Source organism: Vibrio sp. Vb2880 (genome assembly GCF_033337975.1).
GTDB lineage: Bacteria > Pseudomonadota > Gammaproteobacteria > Enterobacterales > Vibrionaceae > Vibrio > Vibrio alginolyticus.
The window spans coordinates 289062-302507 of the sequence record NZ_JAWORT010000002.1 but is presented as its reverse complement, the minus strand read 5'-3'; the positions used below and the strand labels follow the sequence as shown (position 1 = coordinate 302507).

Below are 13446 nucleotides of genomic sequence, written 5' to 3'. Positions count from 1 at the left end.
GTTATCGTCCCCCAATAACGAAAACAGCGCACTGTCGGGAATCTCTCTTTGACTCGTCTAGGGCTCGAGTGCTTTTGCCACCGAACGATTCAATTTCTGGAATAGCCATCCAAGTGCTATCAAAGACGCACCTAAGCCTAAGAAGCTTATTGCTCGCCAGAACCCATCCAGAGAGCTCACATCCCATAAGAATACTTTCAGTGCGACACAGGCAAGGACCACTAGACCGACACGCTGCATCATCAGCCCCTGTTGGGTCACGCCGCGCCAAGTCAGCAATCCACCTACGAGCAAGCCAGCCACTGAATAACTGAACAACTCTGCCATGCTGGTTGGCTGATACAGCATCATCGATGTGGTTTGCCAGAATTGACGGATAGACATCCCCAACCAAATGGCTGCAAGTAAAAAGCCTAGACTAGCAATCGCAAATCGATGAACTTGCAACGTATTCCAGCGCTTAAACGTTGCGATAAGCAGGATGCAAGCTGGTAACAGCCAGCCGATACTCAGCATGTTAAAGATGGGAAGTGCTTGTGCCGAGACGTTATCAGTCACCAACGGCGATTCTGCCGTATTAAGCAAAATAATCAATATAGCGAACGCGCACCAAAGCAAGTAACTATAGATTTCGTAGATACGGTTTAAGCGTTGCGCAAATTGGCTGCGGTAGCTGTATACCAAACCCATAACTAATGCTTGATTGGCAAAGACTGCCGCACTTGTGAAGTCGATGTGCCCCAAGTAACCATATTGCCCCGTTAACCAGTAGTTAGTTTGGGTGAACAATGCCATTAAGAATACATGTAAAAACGCCCCTTCAAACCAGTTGGTCAGTTCTCGGTCCACTTGTTTTAGTGTTGAACGAGCATAAGACAAGATGAAGAGAGAAGGCATATAACTCACAAGAACCCAAGCCCAATGCCCAGCTTCTACCGGTTGCCATTCGGGGATGAAAGGTAGCAGCGTGAGTCGGATAACCAGTATTCCCATTGCCACTTTAATCGCCCAACTCGCAGGTCGAAATAACCCGACTTGAGCCTGTAAGGCCATTATCGCAACTTGTATTGAGATTGCTGTTGTTAACCAAGTATCGCTCAACCAAACAAAAGCAATACCTATGATTAAAGCATGCATAACGGCAGAGCATTCTAATGCCAACGAACGTGCACGCTGACCAAGCACAACGTAGTAAGTGGCCATCAATGCGCAGAATGCAGTCCAATACCACAGGTAGCCCTGCATAAATTCGTCAATATAAAACAACGTAATTAAGCTCATCGCGGGAGCCAGTACCAGCAGAAGCAGCCCACTGAGTTGCGAACGGTCACTAAGTGATTGGCAATATGTTCGATAGCAGATCAGCGCAATACTCACCGCCAATGCGAATAGGATGCTAGCTTCTCGCTCTACCATATACAGCGCATCAAAAGCGATGGTAAGAACTATCAGCGCGGTTGCCGAGACGAGTATGGATGGCAAAAATACACGTAATGACCAGCCTGTACGAAGTGCTGGTAGCCAGATGCTCGCAACAAGCAGCGTATAACAGTACGCCATTTGTAGAGTGTTCAGCTCCGGCATTCTGGTGACGGCAGAAAAGGTCAATAAAGCAGTTGCGAGAGCGGTAGCGGTCGGCGAGTTTGTCCACTTGCTTTGATAGTGACGAAAGCGAGGATTGAGCATCCAACCCATTCTCGGAACCGCGAAAATGAGATACAAAGTGATGGAGAGATAAATCGCGAGCCACGAGAACAACCGTTCTGTTGGTACACTCTCAATCAACAGCAACATCCAAATGACATGTGGAATCGCGATACTTGGCGTAATCCATGCCCTACGCACTTTTTGCATCAATAAGGTCGCCGCGAACGAAATTGCGCAGATGTATCCGGCTAACAAGAAGTAGTTGGGTTCATTACCCCCAATCCACAGTGGTGCTGTGTAGCCACCAATTAAGCCAAGCACGGCCATTAACGGCCCTTGTCGCAATGATAATGCTAAACTGAAAAATGCCGCTGAAGCCAAGATGATCAACGAGATACTCGGCGTTAGCATTTGATAAACCACAAAGGCAAAAATGACGGTGCAGTAAATGCCCGTTAATCCCGTACCGGTAACAGCAGCAGGAACATACGTAAAGCCTTGGGCTCGTGCTGCCCGTTGCGGATTCTGTTGTTCTTTACGGTGAAACCACTCGCCAACAAGCACCATAAGTAATGAGATCACAAAGGCAAAGGACACTCGCATAAATGGCGAAAACTGGATGTGACTACCAATCACCTGTACGAGATAACCTCCACCGATCAGCATGGCCAATGCGCCTACCCAAACCAACCAATTTTCTTGAATGTTGCTAAGCAGGCTCTGAACTTTACTCTGAAGGAATGACTCATTTTCTTGACTAAAAACATCCAGTTGCACTTCTCTTGTCTGGGCGTACCCTTGATTCGCAGCGCTCTGGTCCAAGTCTAGGTTGGTAGCTGGATCATGTTCCCCAGAGGATGAGACATCTTTCTGTGGTGATTCTATGTGAGGTGACGTCGCTACAGATGGTGTGTCTTTTTCGATGCTGAATTGTTGGTGCGCTTGTTGGTTTGAGCCCCCATGGACACTGGCTCGTAGTGATGTGACTTCCTCACGAAGTTTGGCTAGTTCTTTTTCTAAAAGTGCAGCTCGGTTGGCGGCTTTCACTCCGATGAGGATGGCGAGACACGCCATGAACAGTGCTAGTATTACGTACAATCCATTTCTCCTTGCGTACGTCGCGTGACACACGATTCTTAACTTTGAGCACTTACGCTAAAGCTTAGTTCATGCTCTATGCCTTAGCCTCATATAGTGCTAGGTTCCGCGCTTTCTTTAGAAATCATTCTACATAATGAAACTCAATGCGTAATGATGAATTCGACAAAGTCGCACACTTGTGTGCCACTTTAAAACCTGATGAACAAAAATGAGTCGTTAAGTCATTGGGGGTCAACTATATTCATAGTTCTGATGCGATCGCCAAATGACTTCAAACATGTGCGTTTCGTAGCGATGTCATCGAAGGTCAGTCGTTTGATTTGCACGTTCGGTTGTTTCTATTTGACCGTAAGGCTGAATGTATTCGGGTATAGCGCATTCACGCGAAAAAAGACAAAAACAGGTAATTATTGATGCAAGTGGGTAATGAAGCGCTGGTGCTGTCAGCGGTTGGGGTTATTGGTTTAGGTTGCCAATGGTTAGCTTGGCGATTGCGTTTGCCAGCGATTTTATTTTTGTTGTTGGCAGGGCTGATCGTCGGGCCATTTATGCAGTGGTTAAACCCTGATGAGATATTAGGTAATTTGCTCTTTCCGTTGGTCTCTTTAGCGGTGGCAGTGATTTTATTTGAAGGCAGTTTGACCTTAAATTTTAAAGAAATTCGTGGCGTGAGTGGTTCGGTATGGAGCATTGTTTCCATCGGGGCGATCATTTCGTGGGCAGCGACCAGTATCGCAACACACTATTTCCTCGGCTTTACTTGGGAGCTTGCCATGTTGTTCGGCAGCTTAACCGTAGTAACAGGGCCGACGGTCATCGTACCACTTCTACGAACCGTAAGACCTAACAGTACGCTTGCTAACATTTTGCGCTGGGAAGGGATTTTGATTGACCCGCTCGGTGCGCTTTTTGTTGTGATGGTTTACGAGTTTATCGTATCTCACAGTGCGATAAATAGCGTCGAAGTGTTTGGGACGATCATTGCTGTCGGTGTCATGCTAGGTGCGGCCTCAGGCTATGCAGTTGCGACGATCATGCGTCGTTCTTGGCTACCGGAATATTTGCAGCCATTTGCGGTTTTGATGGTGGTTCTAGGTGTATTTTCGGTCTCTAACCACATTGAGTCTGAAGCTGGGTTACTAACCGTCACCGTAATGGGTATGTGGCTCGCAAACGCTAAAGACATCAATATTCAGCAAATTCTGCACTTTAAAGAGCATTTAACCATTTTACTGATCACCGGATTGTTCATCTTCCTTGCGGCTCGAATCAGTCTGGATGATTTTGCTGCGCTAGGTAGCGGTGCGTTATTGTTGTTTGTATTTATGCAGTTAGTGTCGCGTCCGTTATCGATTTTTCTTTCAACCTTCCGCAGCAACTTGCGTCTTAAAGATAAGCTGTTTTTGTCTTGGGTTGCACCGCGCGGTATTGTTGCAGCTTCGATTTCGTCTCTTTTCGCGATCAAATTGACTGAATACGGCATTGATGAAGCGATTTTACTGGTCCCTATGACCTTCATGGTGATCATAGGAACGGTCGTGTTACAAAGTGCGACGGCACGTCCTATAGCGCTGACATTGGGCGTCGCAGAGCCAGCACCACGCGGCTTCTTGTTGATTGGTGCTAACCGAGTTGCAAGAGAGATAGGGCAGGCGCTGGCGCGTTATGACCGTCGCGTATTAATGACTGACTCAAACTGGGAGTACATCAGTCAGGTTCGTATGTTGGGATTGGATTACTATTACGGCAACCCTATTTCTAGTCACGCGGACGACAACTTGAACTTGATAGGAGTTGGACAAGTGGTTGCATTAACGCCCGATCAGCATTTCAACATTATGGCTTGCATGCAATTCGTCGACGAGTTTGGGGAAGATAAAGTTCACTGCTTACAAAAAGTGAAAACCAACGGCAATGGCAGCGAGAAGCACTCCGTGGCTCAGGAGTACCATGGTAAATTGCTGATGGGCGGCAATGTAAGCTATACCCAGCTAGCCAGTATGTTAAGTCGTGGTGCAGAGGTTAAACACACGAAATTGAGCGATAACTTCACGTATCAAGACTATTTAGCGCATCACAAAGGTAGTTCAGTTGTACCGCTGTTCCATGTAGAAGAAAAAGGAAAAATTCAATTCTGTGATGATCCCGAACAGTTTGAACCAACGACGACAAGCACTGTTGTGTCGCTAATTCTGTCGGACAGCGTAAAGTAAACCACAAAGCAATGTGATCCATTTGCATCATGGGTATCATACGCTGATTATCTCAATTTGAAGAGAAACTTGCCGGCTTGTTGAAAACGGAAAGCGAGTTTCTTTTCTTATAATGTCAGGGGGAGTCGAGATTCATTACTCGTTTCGGAAAAGTAATCCGGCAAATTCACAAAATTCGCATTGACGTTACTGATAAGGATCGCAATACTGCGCGACTATTTTACTTTAGGGTGACATTATGGCTCCGCAAACTAACCGAAAAGATTTACACCTAGATGCTGTTTTACATCATGATATGAGCATGAAGCATAAAACGGCGGGTTTTGAGTCTGTCGAGTTTGAACACTGTGCGCTGCCAGAATGTGACTTTCACGCGATCGATTTATCGACAGAGTTTCTTGGTCATCAATTAGCGCTACCATTTTTGATTAGCTCGATGACTGGCGGAGCAAAAGACGCAGAAACGATCAATTGTCGTTTGGCTGAAGCCGCAAGTGAATTAGGTATTGCCATGGGCGTCGGCTCGCAACGGATTAGCTTAGAAGAAAGTCAGCATTCGGGCTTGGGTAAAACCATTCGTGAGTTGGCGAAAGAAGTACCGTTGTATTCCAATCTTGGAGCCGCTCAATTGCTCGATAAAGGTAAACTCGATAATGCGCAACGTGCGGTTGAGGCGATTCAAGCAGATGCCTTGTTTGTGCACGTTAATCCAATGCAGGAAGCGTTTCAGAAAAATGGCGACCACAATTGGGTTGGTGTTTTCCAGGCAATTGAGATGCTTAAATCTCGCGTGAAGGTTCCTATCATTATCAAAGAAGTCGGTTTTGGTATTAGCGGACACGTTGCGCAGCGATTAATTGATGCTGGTGTGGATGCAATTGACGTTGCGGGCGCGGGTGGTACAAGCTGGAGTGCGGTTGAAGGGTATTGCCAAGATAATCCGAGAATGCAGCGTGCAGCCGAGCTTTTCCGCGATTGGGGTGTCCCGACGGCAACATGTTTGGCTCAAATCCGCGCACTGCATCCTACATTACCGTTGATCGCCTCGGGAGGTGTTCGTAATGGGCTTGAAGCGGCGAAAGCCATTCATCTGGGTGCTAATCTCATTGGGCAAGCAGGTGCAGTATTAAAAGCTGCGACGATCAGCACGCAGTCTGTCGTCGATCACTTTGAACAAATGGCATTAGAGCTGCGTTTAGCGTGCTTTGGTACTGGCTCTTTTAAGGTTGGTGAGCTAACAAAAGCGCGCTGCCTATAGCTTTTAGAATGGCGCGCTTTACACAGAGTCGCTCAATAATTTTTCGGTGTCTTAACACGTAGACTGATAATTTCGTTATAGTTGATACAAAAGTCACTTCAGCTAGTGACGCCTTTATTCAGACACTTGAATGGGCATGTGTTGAAGAGATTGAGTTTAATTTTACTATTGTTTGCAACTGGAACCTTAAATTTATGAAAAAACTAGTCATGCTGATGTTGGCGGCTTCTGCTTTGACCGCTTGTAGTGATGAAGTGGGCACTGAAGGCTGGTGTAACGACATGCGCGATAAGCCAAAAACAGAATGGACAGCAGACAACGCGGTAGACTTTGCAAAGCATTGTGTTCTGCAAGATGGTGTCGGCAGCGAGCAATGGTGTGAAAACCTGAAAGATAAGCCGAAAGGTGACTGGACTGCAAACGAAGCGACCAGCTTTACTAAACACTGCATTTTTTAAGCACAGCGGAAAGCGCCTTTTCTGAGGCGACATTCTGTGAGGTAAACACCAAGCGTTATTGCTTGGTGTTTTTGTATCTAAAATAGCTCGATTTTTCACGTGTCGAGCGCACTTCCCTCTGAATGGAATGTTTTACATTTTCGTTTCATTTTTGAAAACCTGTATTGCCTGTCTTTAATTTTTCGTATTGCAGTGGCATGGTGTCGAGATAGCCATCTAATTCAATTAGATTCATAACAAAAAGGAATTCAAATGGAAGTACTGAAAGGCTCATGTCTGTGCGGCAAGGTAAAGTTGGAAGTGGCAGATGAATTCAAGTACATGGGAAATTGCCATTGCTCTGAATGCCGCAAGTTCACAGGTTCTGACTATTCATCTGCCGGTGGTATTGCGTTGGATAAACTGCTTATTATCCAAGGGAAAGAAGATATTCAAACTTATCAGAAAAGCGAAAATACCATGCTATGCTTTTGTCGCCACTGCGGATCAAGTCTGTATTCGAAAAAGAACAATGGGATCGTCAATATTCGCCTTGGTATCTTGGATGACACACCTTCTCACAAGCCCGATTTCCATATTTTTGTCGCGTCGAAAGCGCCGTGGCTCGAGATATCGGATAACCTGACTCAATTTGATGCAGGGCCAAAATAGAGTTGTTGTAGATAAGTATTTAGAAACAGAGCGCGTTACAATACGCTTGCGACGCGCTCTGTGCTTTTACTTTGTATATTAGAACGGAGACGACTATTTGGCGTCTTGTAGTTCTTCAAAGCCACCTGCATTGTGCAGATTCGTAAAGCCTTGCGATTGTAAGTATTGATACGCTTTGCCAGAGCGGTTACCACTGCGACAGTACAACACGATAGCTTGATCTTTATCGACGTCTTGAAAATGTTTATCAAGTTCAGATAAAGGGAAGTTGACGGCATTATCCAAATGCCCTTCAGAAAACTCTTGCGGCGTACGCACATCGACAATCATCGCGCCCTTGTCAATCAATTGCCACCCTTGTTCAGCGCGTTCAGAAGCCGACACGTTGGGGGAGAGGAAGCCAACGCACAACGTTGCAAGAAATAGAGATACGGCCTTTTTCATTGTTTGATTATCCTTTTTAAGAGTACGTAACCACTCTAGATTTGATTGAGCATATTTTCCATCATAAAGAGATGCTAAGTAGTTGTGAATGCGATAATTCGATAGAAAATTTTATTTAATTTAATAAAAAATTTTTATCAAATTCACCTCTTGAACTCTAATTTTTCGACCTTATTATTTTCATCGAAAGCGAGCTGTCGACTCGCAAATCCATCTTGATGTTTATTTTGTCTTTTATTTTTGGTTCCAAGTAGGAGGCACTTAAAAATGAAAATTCGTCCTTTAAATGACAAGCTAATTGTTGAAAGACAAGAGGTGGAAAATAAATCTGAAGGGGGAATCGTTTTAACTTCTCAGTCGGTGAAAAAATCAAACCGCGGGAAAGTCATTGCTGTTGGTTTAGGTAAACGTCTTGAAAATGGCGAACGCGCTGCGATGGAAGTCAAAGTGGGCGACCAAATCATTTTCAATGACGGTTACGGCGTGAAAACCGAGAAAATTGACGGCGCAGAATACTTAATTCTGTCCGAATCTGATGTGTTAGCAATCGTTGAGTAATTATTTTTGTAGTAGTTTTTTGAGGAGATAACCATGGCTGCAAAAGACGTATTATTTGCTAATGACGCACGTCAAAAAATGCTGAAAGGTGTGAACTTACTGGCGGACGCAGTAAAAGTGACACTAGGCCCGAAAGGCCGCAACGTTGTGCTTGATAAATCTTACGGCGCGCCAACCATCACCAAAGATGGCGTGTCTGTAGCGAAAGAAATCGAACTGAAAGATAAGTTCGAAAACATGGGCGCACAAATGGTGAAACAAGTGGCGTCCAAAGCGAATGATGAAGCGGGGGACGGTACAACGACGGCTACCGTACTGGCGCAATCTTTCATCAATGAAGGTCTTAAAGCGGTAGCCTCTGGCATGAACCCAATGGACCTAAAACGTGGTATCGACAAAGCCACTGAAGCGGCGGTTGAGAAACTACGTGAAATGTCTAAGCCATGCAGCGACAAAGAATCCATCACCCAAGTGGGTAGCATTTCTGCAAACAGCGATCGCGCGATCGGTGAAATCATTGCAGAAGCGATGGAAAAAGTGGGTCGCAATGGCGTGATTACGGTGGAAGAAGGCCAAGGTCTAAACAACGAATTGTCTGTGGTTGAAGGTATGCAATTCGACCGCGGTTACTTGTCGCCATACTTCATCACTAACCAAGAAAATGGCAGCGTAGAGCTAGACAACCCTTACATCCTATTGGTGGACAAAAAAGTCAGTAGCATCCGCGAGCTATTGCCTGTATTAGAAGAAGTGGCGAAATCTTCTCGCTCGCTATTGATCATTGCTGAAGACATCGAAGGTGAAGCGCTAGCGACATTGGTTGTGAACAACATGCGCGGCATCGTGCGTGCGACTGCGGTGAAAGCGCCTGGCTTTGGTGACAACCGTAAAGCGATGATGGAAGACATTGCGGTACTAACTGCTGGTACGGTCATCTCTGAAGAAATCGGCCTAGAGCTCGAAAAAGCAACGTTAGAGCAACTAGGTAGTGCGAAGAAAGTGACCATTACCAAAGACACAACAACCATTGTGGGTGGCGCAGCAGAAGCAAGCGCGATTGCTGATCGTGTGGCTTCGATTGAAAAACAAATCGAAACAACCACCTCTCAATACGATAAAGACAAGCTTCAACAACGTGTTGCGAAGCTTTCTGGCGGCGTAGCGGTGATCAAGATCGGCGCTGCAACCGAAGTTGAGATGAAAGAGAAGAAAGATCGCGTGGACGATGCACTACACGCTACTCGCGCAGCGGTTGAAGAAGGTATTGTTGCTGGTGGTGGTGTTGCCCTAACTAAGATCGCGAAAGAATTGGCGGATCTAAAAGGCGACAATGATGACCAAAACGTGGGTATCCGAGTTGCGCTACGTGCAATGGAAGAGCCTCTTCGTCAAATCGCAACTAACGCAGGTGACGAAGCTTCTGTTGTGGCGAACGCTGTTAAAGCGGGTGATGCCGATTACGGTTACAACGCTGCAACAGGTGAATACGGCAACATGATCGAAATGGGCATCTTGGACCCTGCGAAAGTAACACGTTCAGCGCTTCAATTCGCAGCGTCTGTTGCTGGCTTGATGATCACCACTGAAGCGATGATCACCAACCACGTTGAAGACAAAGAACTTGATATCTAACGTCATCAACCGTTAGTGATTAAGTAAGCGTTAAAATAACAATAACATTGCAAAACCTAAGCGGGCTCGCTTGAGCCCGCTAATCAGTCATTTGAGGTAAGTGTTATGACCCGTTTACCTGCGTTTTCTTTCTCAATATCTGAGCCGGGCGGTAATGAAGCTTCGTCAACGTGGCCGACTGCTATTCACTTCCCCCTCGTTCCAGCTGGGCCAGAGTTTTCGATCGAAAATGCTCTGCCTAAACGTCCGACGGTGACGATATTCACTATCGATCTGTCTCAGTTATTTAAAGGGGACGCTCGGGTCATCCATTAACTGTATCGAAACAGCCAGCGTACGTTGGCTGTTTTTTTCTAATTTAAAGTATTGATAATGTAGATTTTTAATTGATTACTGCCACTTGTTCAATGATCAATTTGAATTGGGATAATCGGACCGCAAGCGCACTACACCTTTAAGCCCAGCATTGCGCCGAAAATGATTAATCCCGCCCCACATGCTTGATTGAGTCGATGCTTAATCTTCAACAAGAAAGCTTGTAGCTGGGATGACGTGAATAAAACAGCAACGATAGAAAACCAAATACCATGCAGCGCAATCATATAAATCCCGTAAAAAAAGGCGATGTGTTGCTGATTAGAGTCGGGAGAAATCACTTGGCTAAAAATACTCAGAAAAAACAGCATCGTCTTGGGATTGAGTAAATTACACAGAAATCCCTGCATGAAAAATCGCCACATTGAATACTCGCTCTGTTGAACGGTTTCTGAGTTTGATGCAGGTTGCGAGGAGAATATTCCTTTAATCCCAAGGTAGACAAGATAAGCGGCCCCAAGATAGCGCACGAGATTAAACAACCATTCATTTTGTGAAATTAAGTAACTGATCCCCAGCATGGAGTAAGCGATGTGGATGCTTATCGCCATGCTGATACCAATCGCACTGTATACGCCTGCTTTTCGTCCTTGATTTAAGCTATTTCTTAATACCAAAACAAAGTCTGCGCCAGGGCTAATAACAATAAGCACACCTAATAACGCAAGAGTTACAAATTCCATATCGATTTCCTGTTTGAATGATGAAGTCTGGGATGTAGCGGAATTGTAGGCGTCTTTATTACTGACTATAATCGAAAAACATTCCCATATTGGTGAGAAAAACTCACAGATGCGTCACCTGAAATCTTTTTATGTCTTCCACGTTGCGGCGAGTTCTTCAAGCTACACTGAAGCGGCTGACAAACTGAACATTACCCACGGAGCCGTGAGTAAGCAGATCAAGCAACTTGAGCAATATCTGTCTCAACCTTTGTTCTTCAAAGAGGGCAGGAAAGTCGTGTTGACGGCAGAAGGCGAATTACTCAAGACATACACAGAAACGGCATTCCAAACGCTAGAAACAGGCGTGAATACGCTTATGCAAGAGAAGCATCAGCATCTTGAAGTGTCTTGTGAACCGACATTAACCATGCGCTGGTTGATGCCAAGGTTGGCCGCGTTTAATGATGAACACCGTGCTGATGTTCGTTTGTCGACGGCTGGTGGCCCGGTAACATTAGGATCAACTGGGCTTTCGATGGCGATTCGTCGAGACGATTTTGCGCAGCATCACGATTACGACAAAACCGTTCTTGTGGAAGAGTGGGTGGGGCCGGTATTTTCTCCTGAGTATTGGCAATCCATTAAAGACAATTTGAAAGCAGCTCGATTGTTGAATAGCCAAACCAGACCGAATGCTTGGGCGGATTGGCAGCAATCAACACGTTGTGAAACTTTCAACGGCAACACTCAGCAATCATTCGCGCATTTTTATTTTTGCATACAAGCAGCGGTGGACGGCTTAGGCGTCGCAATGGGATCGTATCCTTTTGTCATGGACGATATTAAGCGTGGTAATTTGGTCGCACCATTTGGGTTTTCTCCATCAAGTTGCAATTACGTTTTATTGAGTCAAGATAAAAAGCGTACAGAACTCGAACATAAATTTATCACATGGTTACAAACGCAAATGGCAGAGTGTGTGCCACTGTCATCACAGCAGATTACGCAAGGCGAATAGAAGGCATAGAGCGAGATTACGTCAGTCAGTTTTATGGAAAAAGGCTTAGGAAATTGGAAATGGAAAACCTCAATATTGTTGAAATCAAATCATTTGTTCCGGCGAAAGATTACGCGCTATCAAAACGCTTTTATGAGGCGATTGGCTTTGAAATGGCGTCGGACTTCGGTGATGTAGCATACTTCTCTCAACGTAGCTGCGCGTTTCTTTTACAGAATTTTTATGAGCCAGAACACGGCAATAACTTCATGATGCACTTGCTCGTAGAAGACGCAGAAAGTTGGCATCAGCACTTATCCAAAGTGGGTCATGAGGAATTTGGTTCGCGTTTGACAGAGCTAGTCGAGCAACCTTGGGGCATGCGCGAATGTTGTTTGTTTGACCCTAGTGGCGTTTTATGGCGAATTGGCCAGAACATGAATACTGACTAACGCCAGTCTTATTTTCACCGCATCTACGCGCAGGTATTGAGATCTCGATATCTGCGCGTTTTCTTTTTTACTTAGCCTTGCCAACGTTTGTAGCGCACTCACGCCTTTTTCGAGGTGGTGTGCGATGGGCTAACGCCAAAAAACTCCTCAAGCAGCATGGCTTTGAGTTCCGCTCTGACTTCTGCGCCACCGATTAACGCCAAAAGTGCGAGTCCTCCTGGAATAAGGATGACCATTAATATCGGTCTTAAAATATACGAAAAGCAGAAGATGGTCGGGAAGAAAATCAATCCTTGGCCTAGTTTGTTTAATACGTACATGAGCGATTCCTTTTGTTTTTATATAAAATGAGCATGCTCAATTTTATAAATGAGCGCGCTCAATTTGTCAATCTCAACCACGCAAGGTATGATCCTTTCAGGCTCATTAAGCAGACACATCAATGACGAAGCGACAACAAACCAGAGATAAAATTCTAAAAGCCGCATGGGCATCTTTTGCTCAAAATGGCTATGACATGACGACCACAAGGCAGATAGCGAGAGAAGCAGGAGTAGCCGATGGCACAGTGTTCAGCCATTTCCCGACTAAACTGTCGATTTTGCGCGAAGGGATGCTGGCGCAACTGCAACAGATCAGCCAAGAAACGCTAGTCAGTGTGGAAGGTAAAACCGATATCGACATTGGTTTGGCGCTGACGGAGAAATACTATCGCTACTATTTTGCGAACGTTGAGCTGAGCCGAGCTTTGTTGAAAGAGGTGATTTGGGATTTGGATTATTATCAGTCGTTTAACCAAGCTTTGTTTCAATCTGTAAACGGAAGCTCCGTCCTTGAGGGAAAAATACCGCTGATTTTTGACTGCTATTTTATGACGTTAATCTCGCACTTGAGCCGTGCAGAACCGGATGTTGAAGCGGCACTTGAAGAGCTTCATGCTAAGTTTCAGCAAATCATTGCGACTGCATAACATGGCCCCAACGCAGGATCTGAAA

14 protein-coding genes are annotated in these 13446 nt (G+C 45.4%); 10 read left to right on the top strand and 4 right to left on the bottom strand.

Annotated elements, in window-relative coordinates; all coding sequences use genetic code 11:
* Positions 1–57: 57 nt before the first annotated feature.
* Positions 58–2721, bottom strand: a complete 2664-nt coding sequence (locus R7M92_RS03290) for a DUF2339 domain-containing protein (protein WP_411974273.1) — start codon at positions 2719–2721, stop codon at positions 58–60.
* Positions 2722–3161: 440 nt separating this feature from the next.
* Between R7M92_RS03290 and R7M92_RS03285 the strand changes: the two genes are divergently transcribed.
* From R7M92_RS03285 to R7M92_RS03270, 4 genes are all read left to right on the top strand, one after another.
* On the top strand, positions 3162–4961 hold the full coding sequence (locus R7M92_RS03285) for a cation:proton antiporter (RefSeq protein WP_171344261.1): 1800 nt from the start codon (positions 3162–3164) through the stop codon (positions 4959–4961).
* Positions 4962–5199: 238 nt separating this feature from the next.
* The gene (gene fni / locus R7M92_RS03280; RefSeq protein WP_171344260.1) at positions 5200–6219 is read left to right on the top strand and encodes a type 2 isopentenyl-diphosphate Delta-isomerase; all 1020 of its coding nucleotides are present in this window, start codon (positions 5200–5202) and stop codon (positions 6217–6219) included.
* 194 nt (positions 6220–6413) lie between these two features.
* Positions 6414–6677, top strand: a complete 264-nt coding sequence (locus R7M92_RS03275) for a DUF3012 domain-containing protein (RefSeq protein ID WP_005373992.1) — start codon at positions 6414–6416, stop codon at positions 6675–6677.
* Positions 6678–6929: 252 nt separating this feature from the next.
* Positions 6930–7328 carry a GFA family protein gene (locus tag R7M92_RS03270; protein WP_005388696.1) on the top strand — a complete coding sequence of 133 codons (399 nt, stop codon included), beginning with the start codon at positions 6930–6932 and terminating at the stop codon, positions 7326–7328.
* Positions 7329–7421: 93 nt separating this feature from the next.
* Here R7M92_RS03270 and R7M92_RS03265 read toward each other — a convergent pair whose 3' ends face one another.
* Complete coding sequence (locus R7M92_RS03265; protein ID WP_064354509.1) at positions 7422–7772, bottom strand: rhodanese-like domain-containing protein; 351 nt, start codon at positions 7770–7772, stop codon at positions 7422–7424.
* Positions 7773–8039: 267 nt separating this feature from the next.
* Between R7M92_RS03265 and R7M92_RS03260 the strand changes: the two genes are divergently transcribed.
* From R7M92_RS03260 to R7M92_RS03250, 3 genes are all read left to right on the top strand, one after another.
* Entirely contained in the window at positions 8040–8330 is a 291-nt protein-coding gene (locus R7M92_RS03260; RefSeq protein WP_005373989.1) for a co-chaperone GroES, read from the top strand.
* 33 nt (positions 8331–8363) lie between these two features.
* Positions 8364–9962 carry a chaperonin GroEL gene (gene groL, locus R7M92_RS03255; protein ID WP_005388702.1) on the top strand — a complete coding sequence of 533 codons (1599 nt, stop codon included), beginning with the start codon at positions 8364–8366 and terminating at the stop codon, positions 9960–9962.
* 105 nt (positions 9963–10067) lie between these two features.
* Positions 10068–10277 carry a hypothetical protein gene (locus tag R7M92_RS03250; RefSeq protein WP_005373984.1) on the top strand — a complete coding sequence of 70 codons (210 nt, stop codon included), beginning with the start codon at positions 10068–10070 and terminating at the stop codon, positions 10275–10277.
* Between the two features lie 131 nt (positions 10278–10408).
* Here the strand turns inward: R7M92_RS03250 and R7M92_RS03245 are convergent, their stop codons facing one another.
* Positions 10409–11020 carry a LysE family translocator gene (locus R7M92_RS03245; RefSeq protein WP_213917179.1) on the bottom strand — a complete coding sequence of 204 codons (612 nt, stop codon included), beginning with the start codon at positions 11018–11020 and terminating at the stop codon, positions 10409–10411.
* A gap of 109 nt (positions 11021–11129) precedes the next feature.
* On the opposite strand from R7M92_RS03245, the gene R7M92_RS03240 reads away from it, so the two are divergent.
* Together R7M92_RS03240 and R7M92_RS03235 are read left to right on the top strand one after the other, a co-directional pair.
* Entirely contained in the window at positions 11130–12020 is an 891-nt protein-coding gene (locus R7M92_RS03240; RefSeq protein WP_171344258.1) for a LysR family transcriptional regulator, read from the top strand.
* 59 nt (positions 12021–12079) lie between these two features.
* Positions 12080–12451 carry a VOC family protein gene (locus R7M92_RS03235; protein WP_318132680.1) on the top strand — a complete coding sequence of 124 codons (372 nt, stop codon included), beginning with the start codon at positions 12080–12082 and terminating at the stop codon, positions 12449–12451.
* Positions 12452–12549: 98 nt separating this feature from the next.
* Here the strand turns inward: R7M92_RS03235 and R7M92_RS03230 are convergent, their stop codons facing one another.
* Positions 12550–12771, bottom strand: a complete 222-nt coding sequence (locus R7M92_RS03230; protein WP_017635120.1) for a hypothetical protein — start codon at positions 12769–12771, stop codon at positions 12550–12552.
* A gap of 122 nt (positions 12772–12893) precedes the next feature.
* Between R7M92_RS03230 and R7M92_RS03225 the strand changes: the two genes are divergently transcribed.
* On the top strand, positions 12894–13421 hold the full coding sequence (locus tag R7M92_RS03225) for a TetR/AcrR family transcriptional regulator (RefSeq protein WP_005373975.1): 528 nt from the start codon (positions 12894–12896) through the stop codon (positions 13419–13421).
* Positions 13422–13446: the final 25 nt, after the last annotated feature.